General features: G+C 39.3%; 14 protein-coding genes and 1 tRNA gene. 4 read left to right on the top strand and 11 right to left on the bottom strand.

Annotation, left to right across the window (positions count from 1 at the left end; all coding sequences use genetic code 11):
• Nucleotides 1-1,099: 1,099 nt before the first annotated feature.
• The 11 genes from ACFFGT_RS14205 to ACFFGT_RS14155 all read right to left on the bottom strand — a co-directional run bounded on the left by ACFFGT_RS14205 (nucleotide 1,100) and on the right by ACFFGT_RS14155 (nucleotide 19,726).
• Nucleotides 1,100-2,323, bottom strand: a complete 1,224-nt coding sequence (locus ACFFGT_RS14205) for a restriction endonuclease subunit S (RefSeq protein WP_377023203.1) — start codon at nucleotides 2,321-2,323, stop codon at nucleotides 1,100-1,102.
• Nucleotides 2,316-3,929, bottom strand: coding sequence for an HsdM family class I SAM-dependent methyltransferase (locus ACFFGT_RS14200; RefSeq protein WP_377023202.1), 1,614 nt, complete (start codon nucleotides 3,927-3,929; stop codon nucleotides 2,316-2,318). Before ACFFGT_RS14200 ends, ACFFGT_RS14205 begins: the two co-directional genes overlap by 8 nt.
• Nucleotides 3,926-6,784 (bottom strand): type I restriction endonuclease subunit R, encoded by a 2,859-nt coding sequence (locus ACFFGT_RS14195; protein WP_377023745.1) that lies wholly within the window; start codon nucleotides 6,782-6,784, stop codon nucleotides 3,926-3,928. The genes ACFFGT_RS14200 and ACFFGT_RS14195 overlap by 4 nt, the downstream gene beginning before the upstream one ends.
• Before the next feature lie 268 nt (nucleotides 6,785-7,052).
• Nucleotides 7,053-8,123, bottom strand: coding sequence for a Fic family protein (locus ACFFGT_RS14190; RefSeq protein ID WP_377023201.1), 1,071 nt, complete (start codon nucleotides 8,121-8,123; stop codon nucleotides 7,053-7,055).
• A gap of 370 nt (nucleotides 8,124-8,493) precedes the next feature.
• On the bottom strand, nucleotides 8,494-9,978 hold the full coding sequence (locus tag ACFFGT_RS14185) for an N-6 DNA methylase (RefSeq protein WP_377023200.1): 1,485 nt from the start codon (nucleotides 9,976-9,978) through the stop codon (nucleotides 8,494-8,496).
• The gene (locus ACFFGT_RS14180) at nucleotides 9,971-10,543 is read right to left on the bottom strand and encodes a restriction endonuclease subunit S (protein WP_377023199.1); all 573 of its coding nucleotides are present in this window, start codon (nucleotides 10,541-10,543) and stop codon (nucleotides 9,971-9,973) included. Before ACFFGT_RS14180 ends, ACFFGT_RS14185 begins: the two co-directional genes overlap by 8 nt.
• Nucleotides 10,544-11,793: 1,250 nt before the next feature.
• Nucleotides 11,794-12,489, bottom strand: a complete 696-nt coding sequence (locus ACFFGT_RS14175) for a site-specific integrase (protein ID WP_377023198.1) — start codon at nucleotides 12,487-12,489, stop codon at nucleotides 11,794-11,796.
• A 7-nt stretch (nucleotides 12,490-12,496) separates the two neighbouring features.
• Complete coding sequence (locus tag ACFFGT_RS14170) at nucleotides 12,497-13,096, bottom strand: phage integrase SAM-like domain-containing protein (RefSeq protein ID WP_377023197.1); 600 nt, start codon at nucleotides 13,094-13,096, stop codon at nucleotides 12,497-12,499.
• Between the two features lie 195 nt (nucleotides 13,097-13,291).
• A tRNA-Asn gene (locus ACFFGT_RS14165) sits at nucleotides 13,292-13,365 on the bottom strand.
• A 175-nt stretch (nucleotides 13,366-13,540) separates the two neighbouring features.
• A complete protein-coding gene (locus tag ACFFGT_RS14160; protein WP_377023196.1) occupies nucleotides 13,541-15,910 on the bottom strand; it encodes an ABC transporter permease in 2,370 nt (789 codons plus the stop codon).
• Nucleotides 15,911-16,069: 159 nt separating this feature from the next.
• On the bottom strand, nucleotides 16,070-19,726 hold the full coding sequence (locus ACFFGT_RS14155; protein WP_377023195.1) for an ABC transporter permease: 3,657 nt from the start codon (nucleotides 19,724-19,726) through the stop codon (nucleotides 16,070-16,072).
• A 103-nt stretch (nucleotides 19,727-19,829) separates the two neighbouring features.
• Here ACFFGT_RS14155 and ACFFGT_RS14150 point away from each other — a divergent pair, with 103 nt between their 5' ends.
• The 4 genes from ACFFGT_RS14150 (at nucleotide 19,830) to ACFFGT_RS14135 (ending at nucleotide 23,316) form a co-directional block, all read left to right on the top strand.
• Nucleotides 19,830-20,042: a glycoside hydrolase family 130 protein gene (locus ACFFGT_RS14150; protein ID WP_377023194.1), complete on the top strand. Its 213-nt coding sequence runs from the start codon at nucleotides 19,830-19,832 to the stop codon at nucleotides 20,040-20,042.
• Nucleotides 20,043-20,180: 138 nt separating this feature from the next.
• The gene (locus tag ACFFGT_RS14145; protein WP_377023193.1) at nucleotides 20,181-21,122 is read left to right on the top strand and encodes a manganese catalase family protein; all 942 of its coding nucleotides are present in this window, start codon (nucleotides 20,181-20,183) and stop codon (nucleotides 21,120-21,122) included.
• Nucleotides 21,123-21,218: 96 nt separating this feature from the next.
• A complete protein-coding gene (locus ACFFGT_RS14140) occupies nucleotides 21,219-22,340 on the top strand; it encodes a DUF892 family protein (protein WP_377023192.1) in 1,122 nt (373 codons plus the stop codon).
• A 253-nt stretch (nucleotides 22,341-22,593) separates the two neighbouring features.
• Nucleotides 22,594-23,316: an SDR family oxidoreductase gene (locus ACFFGT_RS14135; RefSeq protein WP_377023191.1), complete on the top strand. Its 723-nt coding sequence runs from the start codon at nucleotides 22,594-22,596 to the stop codon at nucleotides 23,314-23,316.
• The last annotated feature ends 153 nt before the right edge of the window (nucleotides 23,317-23,469 follow it).

Below are 23,469 nucleotides of genomic sequence, written 5' to 3'. Positions count from 1 at the left end.
CCCCGCAGACGTGCGGGGCTTGTAGGTTAGTTAAGCGACGATGGTGATGGTGTAGGAATACGATTAGGATCATTCTCCTTTCGCAATAACACTGACCGCGGGCTAAAAACTTTCTCATCTTTTTGTTGTTATAAAATAGCGATGTGCACGGGTTCGAATCCCAATCATGGTATTCCAATGTGCGAAGCTCCTTGCTCATGAAGCATTTCGAAATAAATTTAACCATAAAGGACATTCAAGTCCTTGGAGGATTATCCTATAACTCTTCTAAAATTCTTTCCCAACAAGTAAAAAGCTCGAAAAAATTCCGACACCGTAATTGGCTTTCACTTGAAGCTTTTTGCGTTTATGTCAATGCAAATTATCGAGATGCTCTGACCATTTTAGAGAATCATTATAAAATGTGATTCCAAGCCCATTTATCTTTATTTCCTTTCCGGGAAAATTGTCCTATCGTGTCCCTTTTCGTACATTGAATGATCTTGCCGTGGAAATACCTTTGTGTTGTTCAAAAACCTATAACATTTAACAACATAAGAATCAAGATCATGAAATCTTAGGCACATAAAAAAACCCACTCGCCAGAGTGGGTTAAATCATTGATTTTATTGCTCCTGAGGCTGGGCTCGAACCAGCGACCCTCTGATTAACAGCAAGAGCCCCAGTGGATATAATATCTTAGTTGTCAGCATTTTATAACCTTAAATCATTTCACTGTTACGTATTTGTAACACATTTTGATCTTGCATCGCCATGTTTCGCTTATAAATCAAATATAATAAATCTTGGTTGTAAGTGAAAATTATTGGCTTTTGAATAGTTAGGTGTCCGCTTTATTGACTGTTCAAAAACTAATTTCAATGCCTTTTAAAGGCCAAAATGGGTGCATTGAGTTTTATTGTCACAGAATTAGGGTAAAATTTCATTTATTTTGTAACAAAATAAGGGTAGATTTTATTAAAGCCGGTATTTGGAAAAAAGGATTTTATAACCTTATTTATTTGACTGGCACTTTTTTAAAATGAATTTTTAAAGTCCAATTTCATGCGATTTGGTACCAAGCATATTCAAATAGATAAATGATAATTTATCTTACAATTTATTTAACTGTTACTTGGCCATTCATCAGCATAGGTAGTAACCAATCTCGCAAAGCAGCTAGTTTTTGACTCTGCTTTTTGGTGACAAGTATTTTTTTAAAAATCGGGTTGAGCTGTTCATCTAATTTATTGATGATATATAGGCTTGGTACTAATATTTTACTGTCTCTAAGATGTTCTTGTGTAATATGCCCCATAGTTGTTTTTCTTAGATCAGCCATCATTTTAAAGTGTCGTAGGTAATTAAGAAGCTCGAAATAATAATAAGTTTGTGGATAGGTTGATGAAGTAACCTTAAAGATATGTTGATTTAGTCCGCCAATTCCTTCTGACCATATTTTCACATCTAAAGACGCGGACCAAGAGAATAATAAATCACCATCATTTATAATATATTTTGATGGGATGTCTTTTCTGACTTTTTCTGTATTCTGAGAAATGCCGTCGTTCATTTCCCTTATTTTTATAACAGGAAGAAAATTATCATCGACAGGCCTATATTTTTGACACGCCAAACCATTTACGAAATTCGCAATATCCAGCAAACTTTTGACTTCCCACCCCTTAGGTATTTGCCTTTTCAAAATATCCTCATAAACCATTGCGCCACCAGATGATTTATATGGTTTATTAAACTCATTTGGAAAATCAAACTGCACAAACCAGTAGTCATAAATGGCTTTTGCCATCTGTTCTAAATTATCATTTATCCTATTGTTGAGTTCAATTTTATCGTCTAAAATTGAAAGTACTTTAGCAATTTTCTGTTGAGCGCTTAAATCTGGAATTGAGATTTGAAATGTTTTAATATCTTCAGAATTTAAGTTTTTTCTTACTCCAGAAGATAAAGCTCTTAAATTATTATATTGAGTTTTTAGAAAGTAATAAACATAATTATAGTCAGCTTTGGTATCATCTATAATTAGATTACAGCAAGCCTGATTAGTAGTCATTGGCTTTTTGATAATCGATACGCTTCCTCTTGTTCTACCTTCCCCATACATGGCTATAGTTATTGCGTCTGATGGAATTATCTTTATTGAAGTTTGCTCTAATGCCTTTTTTGATATATATTCATTTGTTTCATAAATATGCCTGTCTCCTATTTGTTCAGTTTTAAGCCAAGATATTTCTCCATTTTTCCAAAATTCGGCATTGCTACGCAATGGTGTAAGTCCACTGGTAACTGCCTTTGATATGCCTTTTAGCGAGGTTCTAAACATGATAAAGTCGTTTTAAATTTGCTAAAATTTGTTCGTCAAGTTTACTGGCTTCAAAAAATAAACAATTCAAGCTACTTTCAAAATTCCCCATCTTCTCTCTAAATTCATCGGCAGTAATATCAATATAATCAATCTTCACGTCAAAATATTGCCCGGCAGAAAAAGAATAGTTTTTATCTTTAATTTCAGCATGACTAACTTGAACAGCAAAATCATCTTCTGTTTTTAAAAGGTTAAATGCGTCAATAATTTTTTGTTCTTCAGTTGGTGTTAGGACGGTGCGTTGGTTTTTTCCTTCTTTTACTGTGTCGCCAAGTTTACTGGCATCTACCAATATTACCTTATCATCTGGGTGAGCGCTGTCTAAAAACAGTACAGAAACATTTGTGCCAGTGCTTGCAAAAATATTACTGGGCATACTTACAACACCACGCAGCATATTCCGGCTAACCATCGCTTCCCGTATCTTTTTTTCTATGCCACTTTGAGCGGTAATAAAACCTGTGGGTACTACAATTGCTGCTTTACCCTTTGCGCTTAGGCTATACATAATATGCTGTATAAAAAGCAGGTAGATTGCCATGCTTTCTTTTTTGGCTTTAGGGACGTTAGGTAATCCGGCGAAAAAGCGTTCGTTATTGATTTTACTGTCTAAATCTTTGCGGTAATCAGAGAAATCGAGTTTAAAGGGTGGATTAGAAACTATATAATCGAACTTTTCGTCCCGGTGTTGTGGATTTAAAATGGTGTTAGTTTTTACAATATTAGGTATAGATAGCGAGAGATTGTTTAGAATTAAGTTTAAACGCAGCATGTTGCTGGATTTTTGCGAAATATCTTCCGAAAAAATACTGCACTTATCTTCGCCAATGGCATGGGCAATATTCATAAGCAGCGTACCAGACCCTGCACTTGGATCATAACAAGTCACATTATTTACTGGTTCGTTTACCATAATAGCTGCCATAATACGGGCTACGGCATGGGGCGTGTAATATTCAGCATACTTGCCACCGCTATCAGTGTTGTAATCTTTGATCAGATATTCGAAAATAGTGGCAAAGAAATCGTATTTCTGGCCGAACATATCCTCAAAACTAAACTCAAACAACTTATTAATTAAAGCTCTGCAGAAATCGTCTCGTTGGGTGCTGTCTGATATAAATTGGCTTAATTCATCAAACATTAAATCTTTTGCTCCTGAAGATGATTTCACCGAAAAGCGTTCTACGTTTTCAGAACTAATGGCTTTTAACGTATTATCAAAAAGTTTAGAAAAGTTATCTTGATTTTGGTTTTGATATAAATAGCTAATTAAATAGTCAGGTTTAAAATGCAGTTCATTTTCACCGTTTGCCATTAATAAAAACTCGAAGTCATCTTCCTTCATGGCATGCAATGCCTCATAAAAATCGTCAGCTTTAGCTAAAGCTTCGTTATTTAATTTAGAGGTGTAGGTGAACTTATCGTTTAAAAACTTGTATAAAAAAACTTGTGTAATAATTTTAAATTCGTTGCCATCATTACCTAAACCATAATTAGCGCAGACATTTTTTAAGCTGTCTATTAATTGCTTGGTCTTAATGATGTACTGTGTATCTGTCATGCTCTTGCTCCGCTGTAATCTTTTAAATATTCTTTAACTATTAGGGTATTAATGTTTTTGGTGGTTGCTGCGTCTATGGGTAAGTTTTGTTTCTGTTTAAACTCGTTAAAAACCAAACGTAAAAGGTATTGGTTAAAATAACTTTCGTTCTGCATCAGGTTTTTATTCTTTAAAATATCATCGTCGGCATTTAATTTCACACCCATTAAAGCTTCGTGTAATTGTGATTCCTTTGCCGAAATATCTTTATTTTCTAAAATGCGCTTATGTACCCTGGCATACTTTTCATCGGCCTCATACTTAGCGGCCAACAAGGCATTTTTACGATTTAGTTCTTTTACTTTCTCATAAATTTGATTGAGTAGAACAATGTTTTCATTCATTTCTGTTTGCGAAATTTCATCCAAATTTTTCTTTTTAAACATGCGCTCTAGTTCTTCTTTTAAACTCACAAACTCAGGATCTGATGTATCAAAATTTTGCAGTAAAGTTTCGCGAGTTTTGCGCAATTGTTCTTTTAAGCGATCGGCTAACACTAATTCGTTTTCCGATACTTTACGGAACATGAAAATAACGTCTTCCAATGCGATGTTTAAGATGTTGGTGGTATCTGGGCTTGCTAAAGCTGCTTTATCATTCAGTGCATTTAAATGCGCCTGTGCTTCGCGCTGAAGTTGACTTAACTTAAAAAAGTCAAGCTTAGCTAATAATTCTTCGTAGCCAAATAATCGAATGATATTTTTTAATTCTTTGGCATTGTTTAATGCTTTTAAAACTTTTATCACATCTTCACGAGATGTGATATCGCTGATTTGTTGTCGAAAAATCTCTGCATTTTTAGTGTCGAAATGAAATAATGTTTCCTTTATTTCCAACAAATCGCTTTCTATTTCCTCTTTGGATTTAAAAATATCACTGTAAAATTGCAATTCATCACCTAGTTCTTCCTGCAATTCATCAAAATACTCCCGGTTGGTTTTATCAAACGCGGCCCTGATATCGGCAAAATCCACCACATAACCATATCTAAATGTTTTATAAGGTCTGTTTACACGAGTTAGTGTCTGCAATAAATTGTGATCTTTTATTACACGCCCTAGATATAATTTCTTTAAACGTTTGGCATCGAAACCGGTTAACAACATATTGTAAACAAATAGTATATCTATTTTCCCGTCTTTGTAGTCTTCAACCTGGTCCTTGCGTTCGGGTTTTGTATTTACATCATGTAAAATTAAGGCAGCGGTTAATCGTTTCTGAGGGTTTTCTCCATATGGAACTTCCTCCTCGGCTGCCATTGGCAATAATGAAACTCGTTGTATGCCATAAATAGATTCGAAATAATTGAACATTTCTTTGGCTTGTTCCGAACTATCGCACACTACCATTGCGCCGACGGTCTTATCTTCCAGATTTCTAAAGGTGTTAAAATCTTTAAGAATATAATCCAACATTGGTTTTACGTACTTTGGATGCGCAAAAATTTGTCGTCGGTCTAAATCACCTTTTAATACATCTATTTCGTTTAAAATCTCTTGAAGTTGTATTTTATAACTCGTATCAATGCCTTCACGGATGAGTTTTAAAGTATATCCATCGGCAATAGAACGGTTGTAATAATATTTGTGAATATAATCTCCAAATAGACTTTTAGAATACAAATTCTTGGTAATTAATGGAGTACCTGTTAATCCAATAATAATTGCATTTTTATCAGAATTGATAAGGTTGGCTAAAAAACTACCCCTTGGATTGTAACTACGGTGTACTTCATCCAAAAAATAAATACGTTGTATGTGTAAGTTGTATGCCGTATTTTCTATTACAGTAGTATCTTCTGTAAATTTCTGAATGTTCACTACTGTAATCTCACTTTTACCACTATCGTTATGTATAGCACCAACGGTTTGGATATCTTTAATAAAACCTTGGCGAGAATCCACATCTTTTACTGATAAATCTCTACTGCTAAACTCGCGACTAGCTTGTATGGCTAAATCTAACCTATCAACAATAAAATAAAATTTAGGAATAACGCCTTTTTGCTGATATAAATCGGTGAGGTGTTTGACGTTGTAAAATGCCAAAGCTGTTTTACCGCTGCCTTGCGTATGCCAAATGATGCCTTTTTTTATCCCTTGGTCTAATTTAGTTTCAATAGCTTTTGTGGCAAATATTTGTGGATAGCGCATAATATGCTTTTCCGACCCTTTACTTTCTTTCACATAAGCCAAAGCGTATCTTAAAATAAAAGCCAGTCTATCTTTTTTTAATAACGATGTTAAAATCCTATTGGTCGGGCTATCTGGGTTTTTGTTGGTTTTAAATTCTTCAGAATATTTAATGGCATTTAGGTTATTATCTTTCAGAATACTATTTTCAAGTGCCTCATCATCAGATTTTAAAACTTCTGATAAATTAAATTGCTCTTCTTCCCTAAAATAGTTGAAATGTAAATCGCTGTAAGCTGAAGTAGCGTAATACGCTCCCTGATAGGGTTGTATCTCATTATCATCATACTCCATATTATTGGAGAAAATCATCATTTGCGTAATGTTGGCAAACCTCCTGAATTTTGGATTTTTATACCTTTTATTGATTCGGTTACGCTCGTCTAAAACCCCATCTTTATTATTAGGTTTTTTAACCTCGATAAAAACTAAAGGAATTCCATTGATCAGAATAGTAATGTCTGGCCTGAATTCTTCGTCGCCATTCTTACAGGTTAGTTCTGTCACTACATGAAAACTATTATTTTCAAAGTTTTTAAAATCAACAAGTTTATAACCAGATTGACCTGTTAATTGTCGATAAAACTCTTTCCCTAAATCCTCAAAATTGAGTTTAAGCTTGATATCAGTTAAAATACCATTAATCTCCTGATCGGTAATTGAGGGATTTATTTTTTTAGACTGTGATTAAATACATCTACAAAAATATTTGTGTCAAGATCCCACTGAGATTTTGATAATGAAAGATAAGTATAGCCCAATCGTTATAGATGTATTAATGCAGGGATTTTAACCCGGGAATTTTCGTTAAATGCCATCAGGAAAATTTCTTAATAATTTAATTCAGCTACTTTCTTCATCTTGATTTAGGTATTTCTTATTTGATGTAGTTTTACCGCTTTGTTAGCAGCTCAAATAAATCTTCGTTAATGTAGTAATTTCCGGTTCCTAGTTTATCTTTTCTTAACATTTTATCTTCCGCTAGTTTATTCAGGTAGTTCCCGGCAGTTAATCTGGAAACGCCTAAATCGTTTACTAAGAACTCAATTTTAGTATAGGGGTGTTTAAATAGGTTATTTAGTAAGTCCTGACTATAAAACTTATAATTGTCTCTTAGCTTGTGCTTAAAATCCAACATTAAGTCTTTGATTTTGACAATCAACTCTATAGTTTCCCGAGCGGTAATTTCAATTCCTTTGATCATAAACAAAAGCCATTCTTCCCATAAGTTTTCGTCTCTTACCTTTTGTAAAAGACGGTAATAATCAGCCTTGTGCTTGATAATATAATTACTCAAGTATAATATTGGTAGGTTTTGTAGTCCTTCCAAAATTAGATAGAGAATATTAATTATTCTTCCAGTACGCCCATTTCCATCATAAAACGGATGGATGCTTTCAAATTGGAAATGAATCATCGCCATTTTTATTAATGGGTCGCAATCTTGCATTTCAGAATCATTGATGTATTTTTCCAAATTAGACATCAGCTGATTTATTTCTTCGTAATCCTGTGGTGGAGTGTAAATGACTTCGCCAGTAACAGCATTTTTAAGTGCAGTTCCAGGAAGTTTTCTAAATCCAGCATTATTATCTTCTAAAGTTTCCTGAACTTCAATAATAGTCCTATTGGTTAATAAACCATCCTTTTTAATCAGTTCAAATCCTTTTTTTAAAGCCAATATGTAATTCTGTACTTCTTTTGCTTCCAGCGATTTGAACGCGTCAAGATTGAGTTCAGATTTATATAAATCATCATGTGTGGTAATAATATTTTCAATAGCAGAGCTGTCTTTTGCTTCTTGAAGTCCTAAAGTGTTTATTAAAATATTTTGATTGGGAATCGTTGAAGCTATCCCTTTCAATTCTGCCAATGCTGCGTGTGCAGCCGGCAATGCTTTCAACACTTTTATCGTCTCCAATTCTATTGCTAAAGGAAGCTTATCTAATGACCAGCCTTTCATATGTAAAGAAATTTTAAAAACTTATACAAACATAATATATTATGTAAAGAAAATGAGAAAATCTTTACATATTGAATTGCCTATATATAGAAATTGCAAATTTCAGGATTCCTCAAGGTTTTTTGTTTAGCGGCTGCTTTTCACCGCGGAATAATAATGATTAAAAGCAACGTAAATAGTCCTGGCAAGAAAGGTTCCTGCAAGGCCGCACTTACCTAATTCAAGTAAGGTCGAGGGAAAAAACAGCATCCGAATCAATACAATTAAAAAAGCAAAAGTAACGGCGATCGTTAACATTGCCTTACAGCGGATGTCACACAGTTTTTTGTATTCTTCGATGGTATATCTTCGTCGCCTTGCCATCTGATTGTTAAAATATTTTAAGTTGCCTTTTTAATTGCTTAATCTTCAGATCCAACGTATGCAGCTCATTTTCCAACTGGATTATCTCGTTTGATAACATAAGTGTGTCCACAACGGGGGCTTTTTCGCTAGCGACAAAATATCGCGCGATATTCAGATTATAATCGTTCGCGGCGATTTCTTCCTTGGTGACAATTTTACTGAATGCTTTATACTGGGTAGCGACCTGCTGACTGTCAAAAAAAACCTTTACGCTTTCTACAATTGCGTTAATAGTGGAAGTATTTAAACCCTCTTTATCCCGAACCTGATCCGGGTAGCTCGAAAGATCTATCATTAGTAAACCCTTTGTCAGAGTTTTATCCACATTGTTTAAACAAAGAATGCAAAGGGGAATATTCCACAAATTAAATAGACCCGCAGGAAGAGAGATAATGGCGCTGATGACATTATTATCGATCATTTTTTTTCTTATTTGTTCCTCGGTACCCCCGCGAAACAGAACGCCAGCAGTAGAGACCAGGAATGCTGCCCCTTTAGGCTTTAAAGAAGCCAAAGTATGCAGAATATAAGCATAATCTGCCTTGTTTGCTGGTGGTATCCCCCAACTAAAACGATGGTATCGGTCGCTCGCTGCGAGGTCTGCGCCCCAGCCGCTCATGCCAAAAGGGGGGCAACTGATCACCGTATCAAATTGCTGTAAATTACCGTTTTGGGTAAATTGAGGATGGCTCAATGCATCCCCAATAGCAACTTTGTTGGGGTCTTGACCATTAATGATCCATTGCATTTTTGCCAGGCTCAAAATGGTCATATTACGCTCTTGCGCAAAGGCAGTAGTTAGATTGTTTGATGAAGATTTGGCGTATTGAACAACATCCATCAGTAAAGCTCCTGTACCACAAGCCGGATCATAGATAGTCTCGTCTGGCTTCGAAGATATTTGGCTGAGACCAGCTAGTAACTCTCGCAAGCTTTTCGGAATCATAAAGCCTATGCTGCGTCTAAGTTCAGTTTCCGCATGTTTGTCTATCAAGCCGGAAAATATTGCTGAGAAAGCTGTTCCTTCTTTACTAAGGTATTTGCTATTAAAATTCAAGGTATTAATCACCGAGATCAATTCCAAGAGGACTCTACCAGCTTGTCTATCATAGCTCCGATCAAAGTAACTTAAATCTGATTGCATAAATATGCCGAGTAATAATGGATCATTGATTTGTTCTACGGCCAACAGGGCCTTACTTAGCGTTTCTGAAAGTTCGCTTTCTTTAGACAACATTAAATTTGAAAATCGATATTGTTCTGGGAAATTTAGCTGATGCGACTTCTGCTCGATCTCAATATCTTCGCGATTGTCCTCTAAGAATTTATAGAAAAGCAATTGCAGGAGCAAGCTAAAGGCAGACTCCGCCGACAATAGCCCCCTAAATTGGTCAAAGATCTTCCATAAATGTTGATCTAATATTTTTTGAAAGGTAGTCTCTTTATTCATTTTGACCTCCTGCTTTTACCAATTTCATAAGCTCATGATCCAATAATGTTTTTCGTTTCGAGGCCAGATCTTGCAATATCGATATCCGTTGTTGTTCAAGATTCGCTAATTCACCGATAGTTTGTTGAATATGCAACGGCAAACTCGGTATTGGCAAATTTTGCAAATCTTTAAGCGACAAATTCTGTACGGTCGTGCCTTTCTGCATGGCCCGTAAAGTTTCCTGAGCAGTTTCACATTGCAGATACCAAGATAAAAATGTTGAACAGGTTTTTAATCCGCTCGGTCGAATAACAGCGAATGCTGCGCTACAGACATATTTAGTTTTATCAGGTAATGTTAGCTGCGTGACAGTATTTGCGCTACCCTTGATCGTAATCAATATATCACCATCGCTGAGTAAATATTTTTCATAATTTTGAAATAAGTCAATGCAAGGCGCATCGCTGATCAATTTCAAGTTTTTAGGTTGAATGACATGTATGGGACCATCTTCCATGTAATCCAGGGAATCTCTGAAGGTGTAACCCGACAATATCGAACTGACTTGATTTAACTTTTGCATAATTTTATTATGCAAATATAGTAATTAGTATTACATAATAAAATTATGCAGTATTTTTAAATGCGGCGCCTAAATGTCATTTCAACATAGATCGCTACCACATATATCGTGCAGAAATTATTGGTTTATTTATCGAGTTTGATTTAGCTTTTGTTCTTGATATGATATCAGGTTGTTGAATTTGTAGTAATGACATAAAATGTAGTAAAATCACTTTACCAAATATTTGACTCTATACTTCTCTAAGTATAGCTGTATATATAGCCATGTATGGCTGGTTATAGCTTTGATTTCCTAATTGCAAGTTGTGTTTTCGGGTACCCAAAAACTTACTTCCCCTATCCGCCTGGGCGATAAGGTATTGGAAGACTTGCGCAACTTGGTCTTCCTTAACTTTCAATTCGCTCATTGATCAAAACAAGCGTTTAAAAGCTTCCTTTCTTGTAGGAGTATTATAATCATGTACATTAACCTATTAGTTCGATACATAAGTTAACGGTACAAAGAAAACCAAGTTGCGCAGGTTTTCTACCATGCCGCTATGTGGTAATGGCAAATAAGTTTTTGTGACACAAAAACACAACTTGCAGGATACAAAACAGACAAGCGGCTGTATATTCGTCTATATGGATAGTTAAATAGTTTAAAGCGCTAGCCCGAACCATTAAATGTTGAAACGTCACAATAGGTTAATAATTAACGGCCCAAAAGAAATTGCCTATCTTTTGTTTTGAATCTATAATGATTGAAAGCTGGCTTGCTAAAGGAAAATACGGAATATAATCAAAACCCCTTTTCTAAACCGATACGTTATCATTCGCTACACAAACGGAAGCTACTATATTAAAGCAGCATAATCAATATACCGCTAAATAGATATTCGACTATGTAAATATATAGCTAAACAGTTAGCTATATAAACGACTATTTAGATATACGGATATCGCTAACTCTTTATTTGGATAAACAGCTATTCAATTATTCGTATTAACAGATATAGAAATAAGTAAATATAAGGCTTGTCCTTTATCTTCAATTTAAAAGCTTTAACAGAGTACGATAACAGATTTTTTAAATAGCAGACATGATATTTCTAATAACTCAAATTCCTACCCACTGCGTAGGAAATTAGACGAACGAAAATCCGACGCACTGCGTCGGATTTCGGTTATATACAGATAATGGCTTAGTTTAATTATTCAAACAGATCTTCCTGACTCGTTATAATCAACTTTCACTATCATTTAATGTTACTTAAGCCTCGGTAAATTAATCGATCTTAAAAGCGACGGCGGCGACTCATTAATAGGCGGCAACCAAACATCTCTCGTAAGAAGCGATAAAACCGCTGCCTGAACCTCATCTACAATAGACCAATCTTTGTCCAGATAAATATCTGTAGTTCGCCGACCGTGATCCACGTGATTTAATGCCAGTGCCACATCGTCTTTTGATTTACGACATTTATTACGCGCTAAATTGCCGAACGTATGCCTCGTCCAGTAAAAGGTTAAATCTTCCTCACCGACCAATTTGCCGACTTCTTTCAACCCTTTATTGAGTGCCTTATTCAAATTCCCAATTTCGGCGTACCGGCTAAATAGAACATTTTTATATCTGTTAATTTCAGCTAAAGCACACTCCGGCACGTTTGAACTGATAAAGGCGCTGTCTTTTCGTTTACCTTTTGTTTTGGAACGGCTATAGGATAAGCGGCCTGAAATAATCTTAAAACCACAATTATAATGATCAACGGCATTCATGCCACATAAGTAAAAGGATAGCATGAACAGATCACGGGATAACTCTGTCCGGCTATTTGGCTTCAATACTAAATTTTTGATTTTTAGCATTTGCTCTACTGTCAGATTTCTTTTTCTTGTTTCGGGCAGCTGTATAAGTTTATATTCTTTAAATGGATTATAAGGCAGCGGTACGACACCCAATGATGGTTTATACCTGGGCTGCAGTAAAAAGGCCTTTAAAATCCCTTATATAATTATGTACACCCGCGTCGGACAGGCCTTTTGATTCCGTAATTACTTCTTTACCTTTCTGATTTAAGCGCTTAAGCGTCCGTGGCCGTCTGAGGAACCGCTCATAGGTTAGTAGAAAACCGGGTGACACTTCTTCAGCATGCAAGGTCGTGCCTCTAAGGAAATCAATCAGGCTGTTCCTTAATGTACGGTAAGTAGATGCGCTTTTGGTGCGCCCCTGCGATTCCAGGTAATCCACATGGATCTTGGCAAAAGCAATCAGGTCTACCTTTTCATTTCTTTTTAGCAGGTAAGCTTTAATATCATCAGCATTCAACTGATCTACTTTAGCACCTAACCTTGAAATTGCGTCCCGGTAATCATCGAGAAGCACATACAGGATACGGTTAACCATGGTATCCTTGATTTTTAAATTTTTGTCCAGCTTTTTATCTGTGACATAATGTTCGGTGTCCATATACACCCGTTTGCTGTTATGGTGTATGCACACCTTAACATTGAAAGTACCATCTGCTTTTTTGTGATGTTTAAACACTTTTGCACTTAATGTAGCCATACCATTTTCTAATAGCCACGGAAAGACTGTAACGTATTTGTAACGTTTTTCCGTGAAGTTCAACAAAAAAACCTGCGAAACTGAAATATGGAAATACTGACCTCCCGGGAGAGAGCTGCTGCAAAAACCGCGTTTTTACAGCAGAAAAGGCCATTTTTAAACAAGAAAAGCCTAGCGGACGTGCTATGCTTATTGCTCCTGAGGCTGGGCTCGAACCAGCGACCCTCTGATTAACAGTCAGATGCTCTAACCGGCTGAGCTACTCAGGAGTGTTTTCCGGTTTGGAGTTTGCAAAAGTATAACTTTCAATGATATTTCACAATTTTATTCAACTTGATATTTGTTTAATAGTAAATCACAGATTGTAAAACTTATTACATAACAAAGCCTCGCAAAATACGGGGCTTTGTTTCTGCGTATACTCATTGGTTATCTATCACATAATCACTCCGTTCTTAAACTTTTTATGGGGTTAACAACAGCAGCCTTGACAGATTCATAACTAACCGTGGCCCAGGCTATACTTAATGCAGCAGCTGAGGCTATGAAAAACACTAACCAGCTAACACTAATATGATAAGCGAAGCCCGACAACCAGCTGTTTACCGCATACCATGAAAGTGGCACGGCTATAACTATGGCTATCAGGATTAACCTCGTGATACCAGAAGACAATAAATAGACAAGGTTCAACACCGATGCGCCTAATACTTTACGCACACCAATCTCTTTTTTGCGCTGCTCGGCCATGAAAGCGGATAAGCCATATAAACCCAGGCAGGAAATAAAAATGCCCAGGCCAGCAAACAGGTTAAAAATATTGCCCATCTGCTGTTCCCCTTTATAAAGATTAGATAATTCCTGATCAAGGAAATCGAATTTAAAGGGATAAGCAGGATTGAGCTCCTGGCTTATTGCTGCCAAAGCCTTTATAGTGGCGTTGGTTTTGCCAGGTAATGTCCTTACCACCACAAAGCCACCTATTTTATTAAAGGGCATCACCAATGGTTCAATGGCTTGCTGAACAGGTTTAAAATTAAAGTCTTTAACAACACCAATGATGGTACCCTTGTTACCCCAAACAGCTATTGTTTTACCTATTGCCGTGCTGGCGTTTAATCCCATAACGCTCAGCATTTTTTCGTTAACCATGTAATTGTTTGAGTCGGTTTTAAAGGCTCTTGAAAAGCTTCGCCCTGCTGCTAACTTTATCCTGAAAGTATGTGTAAAGTCCTCATTGACGGCCATTACCGGGATAGATAATTGCGACCGGGGATCTTTGCCGTCCCACTGTACATTAAAGGTCCAGCCTCCGAGGTTGGTAGGCAGATCAGTAATTGTTGTAAAATCACTGGTAAGCGGGTTCTGTTTCAACTCGTTTTGAAAAGCCTGTTGTCTGTTCCAGATGTCGCCCGTCATTGGGATATACAAGAGATTGGCTTTCTCGAAGCCAGGGTTCCGATCTTTGATGAACTTAAGCTGATTATAGATAACTACTGTACCTACCAGCAATACGATGGAAACCATAAATTGAACTACGACCAGGGCATTGCGGAATAATAAATTCCCGCCCATTGATTTTACATTCCCCTTGAGCACTTTAACCGGATTGAAACCTGAAAGAAATAGTGCCGGATAGCTGCCCGAAATGAGCCCGGTTAGCAAAGCAATACTAAAAAGGCTTAACCAAAGCTTAGCATCTGACATATCGACGGCGAGTTTTCTGTTGGCCAGTTCGTTAAATACCGGCAGGAATAGTTGGACGATCCCGAGCGCAAGTATTAACGACAGGAAAGAAATAAATACCGACTCGCTTAAAAACTGGATAATCAATTGCCCTCGCACGGCGCCTGCTACTTTACGCAGGCCGATTTCCTTAGCCCTCCGGGCCGAACGCGCAGTTGCCAGGTTCATAAAATTGATACAGGCCACTACAAGTATCAATATAGCGATGATAAAAAAGATACTTACGTATTGCGCGTTCCCATGCCCCGGCGAATCACCCAGCCTTTCGGGTGCAAGGTGAATTTTGGTTAAGGCCTGTAATTGGAATGAAGCCTTAGTTTCGGGGCTATGTTTATGAAAAATCTGATCAATTTGTTTTTCCAGCATTGATAGATTGGAAGCGGATGGGGCAAAATTCTTATCCAACTGAACATAGTCGTAAAAATTGAAATTATCCCATATGTTATTCTTCAAATCGTTATTGGTTTGGGCTATGGAGGCCATTGGGAAAATGATGTCAAATTGCAGATCGGAGTTAGCAGGGATATTGGCTAAAACACCTGTTACTACCACATTTTCCTTATTGTCCTTTCTTATTACCTTGCCAAGAGGGTCTTCGGCCCCAAAGTATTTTGTTGCCATTTCCTGTGTTATTAAAACACCGTTTGCCTGCTTTAATGCAGTGGCCCGGTCGCCTTTTAACAACGGAAATGAAAACACATCCATAAAACTTGGGTCGGCATAAAACACATGTTCTTCCTGAAATTTCCTACTGCCTATTTCAAATAGGGTGGAAGGGAAGCCCGGGTATAAACGAACGGTATTTTTGATTACCGGTATTTCTGCCTTCAATCCGGTGGCCATACCCGCCGAGCTTGCCGCGGTTTTAGAATCACTAAAATCGCTGTTTATACGATAAATCTGCCCCGCATTTTTGTGGAACTTGTCGTAGCTTAATTCATTCTGTACCCAAAGCAGGATCAGGATACTTGAGGCCAGGCCAATGGCTAAACCTGATATATTGATAATGGAATAGGCTTTATCCTTGAGTATATTCCGGTAAGCAAGCTTAAAATATGTTTTGAACATGGCTTTAAAGTAAATCTTAATATAGCATTTTAAAATTCATGCCACATATATAAATTGCTCATAATGAAATTATTATGTAGTATCTCCAATGTGCAATGTACGAAAACGTTACAACCGGTGTGCGGTTTTGCTCGCCGGCTTTTAGGATGTGCAACCTGATCATTCGCTGCGCAAACTACTTACGGGGTTTGCCAGTGCGGCTTTTAAGGCTTTGTAACCTACTGTGAACCAGCCAATCAACAGCGAAGTTGTAATGGCTGCCGCAAAAACCCATAGGCCCGGAGAAATACGATAGGCGAAAGTTTGCAGCCATCCGTTCATCAGGTACCAGGCAACGGGCGCACCAATCGCAAATGCTACTACGATAAGTGCTAAAAATTCCTTCGAAAACAGGTACACAATGCTACTTATTGATGCGCCTAAAATCTTCCGGATCCCCACCTCCCTGGTTCGCTGTACCGCCATAAATGATACCAGCCCGTACAAGCCAAGGCAGGAGATAAAAATCGCGATAAGCGCAAATATTTTATAAATCAGTTCGAGTTGGTTTTCCTGCTTATAAAATTGGGCAATGCTGTCGTCAACAAAAAAGCCGGTGTAGGCGTATTCGGGATATTTCTTTTCCCAGGTACTTTGCACCAATGCTACCGTTTTGGCAAACTTTCGGCTTTCAATTTTTACCGCTATTTCCTGTTCAAATTGTTTTGAGGGATACATCACCAGCGGCTTAATTTCCTCGCGCATGGAGTTTGTTTTAAAATCGGCAACTACACCTGTTATCGGCAGGTTTCCATAACTGTCGAAGGTAAGGGTTTTGCCCAAAGCATCGTCGGCACGTTTAATGCCGAGTTTATGTATAAAAGTTTCATTAACCACCAGTTGGCGCGCGGTGTCACTGGCTTCATAACCTTTGCCCGCTATAAACCTGAGGCCAAATGTTTTAAAGTAATCCGCATCGGCTATCTTCATGAAAATATCAAAGCCCGGATCTTTATCTGAATGATTGAAAAAGAAATTGCTTGAATTGTTATGCGATGACGATGGTGCATCAGCCGAAAAGCTGGCCGCTTTTACACCCGGCAATGCGAGTACCTGTTGTTTAAAGCTTTTCATTCGCGACAAACCGACGCTATCGGCAGGGCATGGTATAGCTAATACAGCTTCTTTATTAAATCCAAGGTCGGCGTTGTTTACAAAATCCATTTGTTTAACGGCGATGGCCGTTCCAATAATCAGCAGCTGTGAAATGGCAAACTGGGTAACTACCAGCACACGGCGGAGCGATATACCGCCAACCGCGGCAGAATTAATCTTGTTTTTCAGCGCCTGGACAGGTTTAAATCCTGATACGATAATGGCCGGATATATCCCGGAAAGCAGTACCACCGCAACTATTACATAAGCCAGGCAAAGCAATATGCCGGGATTAAACAAACCAATGCTATCCGGTACGCTGGCTACATGTTTGAGTAATGGTAAAGCTATTTCGGCCAAACATACAGCAAGCCCAGCCGAAAATAGTACGATAATGGCAGTTTCGCACATCACCAGGCCTATTAATTGCCCACGGCTGCTCCCAAGTACTTTACGGATCCCTACCTCTTTTGAGCGGCCGACGGATTGCGCCGTTGAAAGATTAATGAAATTGATGGATGCCATAATAATGATCAGCACTGCAATAAGCGACAGGGTGCGCAGCGTTGACCTGCTGGTTACGTGATCGCCAAGTGTACCGCCAAAGCTGGTATCAAAGTGGATCGTTGATAAGGGCTGTGCTACAGCATATCGTTTGCTGCCAGTGCGTTTGCTATTATTAAATTGTTTTTCGGAAAAACTGAGCATCTGACTTTCGACGGTGCTTTGCAATACTTTTGCAGGAAATTTGATATATACCTGCCAGTCACTGCTGGTTTCGTCCCAGGTATTCAAATAATGGTAGCTTTTTGCGTTCTGCTTCCAGGTGATGTATGAAACCAGCACTTTAAACGGGAGGTCGGTATTTGGAGGCAAATCCTGTATTATACCTGCCACCTTTAGCGTTAGCAGGTTGTCCATCCTGAGCGTTTTTCCTACTGCCGATTGCCAACTGCCAAAATATTTTATGGCGCTGCTTTTATCTATCACCACCATATTAGGATCTTTCAAAGCCGATGCGCTGCCGGTGAGCCAGGTTGCTGAGAAAATATCGAAAAGCTGGGGTTCGGCGAACATGATGCCGGTGTTCTCAACAAATTTTTTATCGCCTGCCGGGTTGCCATTCGCCGCCGGGGCCACAATTTGGCTGCCATAAATGGCATTGATACCTGCAATAGTAGCCTGCGGAAAGTAAAGGCGAAACGCGTCTATCGCGGGTGTTGAGATCCCGGCACTATACCTGATATTACCTTCCCGATCTTTTTTAGTAACGATGCGATAGGTGCTTTTATAGCCGGGTTGATACGTATCAAAGCTCAGCTCATATTGAACAACTACAAATATAAGCAGGCAGGCTGCAATCCCCACTGCCAGTCCGGCTACATTAATGGCCGAGTAACTTTGGTGGCGGGTAATATTGCGCCACGCGATTTTAAAATAATTTTTGAACATATAGCTGCGGTTTAATTTCCTTCCAGGCCACTTATCAATGGCTTCATGGTTCGAAACTACCGCAGCAGATAGCGCAATACTTCTCAAATTATAGGATGGGAAACCTTTTTTCAGGTCATTTTTATATTCCAGCGGGGTTTTACCGGTCGCCTGCTTAAAAATACGGCTAAACGTACTTTGGGCGTTAAACCCTGACTCATATGCAATGCCCAGCAATGTAACATGGTTGTAAGCCGGATCCGCCATTTTACGGGTTGCATCTAAAACCCGGTATTCATTAATAAAATCGTTGAAACTTTTTTTGAGCCCGGTGTTAATTATACGTGATAGTTCATGGGTGCTGAGATTAAGCTTTTCTGCAAGTGAATTTAAACTTAATTCCGGGTCCTGATAATACCGTTTATCTTCAATTACTTTCTTCAGCCAATTGCCTTTTTGCCTGAGTGCTGCCGGGGTTGTCGGTTTTGAAACCGGCACTGCCGGTACGGTCTCCATGACTCCTGGTTTTAAATGGACTGTCGCCGCTATCCAGATCATCGTTCCCGCTAACAGCAGATATAAAGGGTAGTACGCATGCACACCTAACCGGTAATGGAAATAAAAACAATCTGCAGCAATATATGGCAGCCATAGTAGCCATAAAAGACCAAGGGCTTTGATTAAGCGATGCAGCCATCGCATTTGGTTGCGGTAGCGGTCGTTTACGTTATTGAATTTAAATTGCCGGTAATAGCTTTCTATCATCCTGAAGGCAAAATGCAAATAGACAAGCACCGAAACGAAGGCCGCCATATTCAGTACCGGGCTCGTTTGCCGAAAGATGGGGGTATGATAAGTTGCCGCGCCGGTGCTGATACTTTGCCCAATCTCCAGCACAAAAATGCCCTGTTGCAGCAATAAGGGAATGAAGTGAAGCAGATTCCTGCGACATAATTTATATTCCGGCCGGGTTATCTTAAATACGTAAAAATAAATGAGCGGGCCGATGGCCAGCGAAAATTGAAGTGGCAGCCGGCTCCAATGCGGGAAATAAGCGCCCAGTCCAATGCTTTTTCCTAACACCCAGGCCATCCATAAAACAATGGTTAGCATCGCCAGGGCAAGAAAACGGTTTGCAGTGCGGTTAATGTTTTTGGTAAACCATAGCAGCAGGCTAAAAGTCAGGCCGATAAATATCGCAGCCAAAAACGCCAGGTCATAGGGGGTGATATGGAAGATGTATGTGGTCAAGTTACAATATCGCTTCAAAGGTTATTCCAGCTTTATAACTTGCTGATATATAACAAATATAACTTTATAAACGGGAGCTATTGTAATAAAAACGGACGTTTGGTTGTACGGATTTGAGTCAGGACGAGTCAATCCTTCCAAAATATTGGGGCGCACCACCTATCCTATTATGATACCCACCGAAGCTTATGAACTCTATGGATTTTTCGGGTTTGTTGTTTTCGCCAACGGCCATATTGTTGATGGCGATGAACTGACCATTTATTATGGCGCTGCTGATGAATTTGTTTGCGGAGAGAAATTTTCCGTTTCTTAAATATTGAAAAATATGATAATATTTTAATTTAAAGTTGAAACATTGAGCGATTATTTTAGTTGTATTAACACGCACGATCCTCTCTTACCAAGCTACTTACCCAATCATTTCATCCATTCACTTCTAAAATTTACTATTATGTTTCACCACGTTAAATCACTACAATTTAATGCCAGGGTTTCGCACCCTGACCCGCGCTTTGCTAACCTTTTACTGGAGCAATTCGGCGGCGAAAACGGAGAGCTGGCCGCGGCTATGCAGTATTTCACCCAGGCCTTTGGCGCTAAGGTACCGCACCCAGACAAGTACGACATGCTGATGGACATTGCCACCGAAGAATTCAGTCACCTGGAAATTGTTGGTGCTACCATCCAGATGCTACTAAAAGGCGTTAATGGCGAGCTGAAGAATGCCGCAGACAGTTCCGAGATCATGCAGGTGATGAACGGCAAGGCGGCCAAAGAAAACATCATCCATGAAGCATTGACTGCCAACCCGCAATTCGTAATGATCACAGGCGGCGGCGTAACCCCGCGCAACAGCCAGGGCATTCCGTGGTGTGCATCGTATATCCACTCCAATGGCGACCTGACCGTCGATCTGCGCAGTAACCTGGCTTCTGAATCAAGGGCAAAACTGGTTTACGAGCATTTGATGAAATTTACAGATGATCCTTATATCCACGAAACACTGTCTTTTTTAATGACGCGCGAAGTGGCACATTACAAGATGTTTGAAGCTGCACTGGATAGCATCCCGAATAACTTCCCGCCGGGCGTACTTGCTGCCGATCCTCGTTATACCCAGCAGGTTTACAATCTGTCTGACGGTGCCGTACGCGGCCCATGGAATGAAGGCGAGATGCCGGGCATGAACAAGGAATGGATCTTTGTGGAAAAACCTTTGCAGCAAGTACAGGAAACCGAAGGCCAAACCAATCTGCCGCAAGACTTTAGCAAGGAACTAAAAGCTGCCGATACACAAAGTAAGAATATGAGCGCTGTGAAAAGTGCTGAGGTGAAAAATGCGGAACCAAAAGGCGTGGCACAATGGAGCACTTACGAACCTGTTAACGCTTAACCTACAAAGCAATAATTACGACGCAGCAACTTACCAAGATTGAAAACGCCGGCAATTAAATAATCAACAAATAACTACCCTCTACAACAACTACCCATGGAAAACACAGAAAAATCACTTGATGTGATCAATGATCTTATTAAGATTAACAATGACCGCGCTGCCGGTTTTGAAAAAGCAGGTAAAGATTTAAAAGACGATGAGAGTGGATTGATCACGGTATTCAGCAAATTAGCCGGCGAAAGCCGCCAGAATGTTGCTGAACTAACCGGTATCGCGAATCGATTTGGCGAGCCTGTGGAAGGCACCAGCACTTCCGGCGATTTACACCGCGCCTGGATCAACATTAAATCTGCCTTTACAGGCAGCGATCTCGCAGCCATCCTGAATGAATGCGAGCGCGGTGAAGACGCTGCCAAAAGTGCTTATCAGGATGCGCTGGATCCGGAAAATGAGCTCGCCCCGGAACTGGAACAAATATTACAAACACAGCAACAAGGTATTATGGAAGGGCATAACCTGATCAAATCCCTGCGCGACCAGGCAGAAACAGACAATGACGACGATGAAAACTATGATGAGGAAAGTATAGCTGCCGAACCATCCTATGAGGGAGCTGCCGGTGAATACCAAACACGGGCCGTTAACTCTCCAGAGCCGGAAACTATTATACAAGATGGCGAATGGGAACAAGAACAGACTGCTTCTATCGGTAATTCTAAACTGATGGATTTTTTTGTGAACGAACTGAAGGATTTGCTTTGGGCAGAAAACAAGCTCGTTGACACCCTGCCTGAAATGGCCGAAGCCGCTACATCTACAGAACTCAGGGACGCTTTTGAACAACATTTAACCGAAACGGAAGGGCATGTTAGCCGCCTGGAGCAGGTTTTCGGTATTTTAGGTCTTGAGCCCGATAGCCGTAAGTGCGAAGCCATGGCAGGTATTGTTGATGAAGGTGATGAGATCATCAGCGCAACAGAAGAAGGCACAGCGCAGCGCGATGTTGGCCTGATCTTCGCCGGTCAGAAAGCAGAGCACTATGAAATCGCTTCGTATGGCGGCATGATCGCTTTAGCTAAAACTTTAGGGTATTATGAAATTGCCGAATTATTTGTGCTGACGCTTGATGAAGAAAAAACAGCAGATGCACTACTAACTGAAATTGCCGAAAGCCAGGCAAACGTTGCAGCCAGCAATGAGCCTGCAGAAGATTAAACAGAATTAACTGATCTGATTAAATGGAGGTCGCCTGTTTTTCAGGCGGCCTTTTTTTAATCTAAGCCTGAACTTTCGCAACCACTACTATATCAATAAGCCCATCGCACGGGTTTAATAAATGTTTCCAAAACCTTTCATTGAGCTTGATCCGTGAATAGTCCAATAACTGCAATTGATTGTGCATTGCGCTTTATAAGCCGATTATGTTTTTTTGCCATCGTATATTTTAGCTTAAATTAAAAATATCACCATGAAAACAGTATTAATCACCGGGGCAAACAAAGGGATTGGCTTTGAAACCGCCAAACAACTGGCACAACTAAATCATTATGTTTATTTAGGCAGCAGGGGTAAAGCAAACGGACTTGAAGCTGTTAGGCAGTTGAAAGAGTTGGGTATAACTAATGTAGAAACTATAGTGATAGATGTGGCCGATATCAATAGTGTGCGTGAGGCAAGAGCAGAATTGGAGGCTAAAATTGGGTCTTTGGATATCCTGATAAATAACGCGGGAATTGCCGGTAACCAGCCCCAGGATCTTGCTACAAGCAGCATAGAAAACCTGCGCCGGATCTTCGATACCAACTTTTTCGGCGCTATACAAACCACGCAGGAATTTTTGCCGCTGCTGAAAAAGTCCAGCCAAGGGGCTATTATCAATGTTTCCAGCGAAGTCGGCTCCCTCGCCGTGCATACTGCACCGCAGAGAAACCCAAACCGGGCCAAGTATCATGCTTATGGTTCATCAAAAACAGCACTAAATGCCTTTACGGTAATGCTGGCCAATGAACTAAATGATACCGGCATTAGTGTAAACGGTGTTACACCAGGATATACAGCTACCGATCTTAATCAGTTTCAGGGGGCAAAAACCCCGGAGCAGGGTGCAATGCCCATTGTAAAACTGGCAACACAATCTCATCCGGGCATTACCGCTAAATTCTTTAAGGATGGTGGCGAGGTGGGCTGGTAATCAATGGGTTGATTTATCATGAAAGTATAATACTAATACGTTTCCACTTGTTTTCGCCGCAAATCACCTCCTGTTTGTCGTGATTACACCCGCAATATCGTGTACCGTTTGCAGACCTTTGTTATAGAAAGAAACAAAATCAATTTTAAAACA

The sequence above is a fragment of the Mucilaginibacter angelicae genome (genome assembly GCF_042434235.1).
GTDB classification, from domain to species: domain Bacteria; phylum Bacteroidota; class Bacteroidia; order Sphingobacteriales; family Sphingobacteriaceae; genus Mucilaginibacter; species Mucilaginibacter angelicae.
Note: the sequence above shows the minus strand (reverse complement) of the source record. Positions and strands in the feature narration are given on the sequence as shown.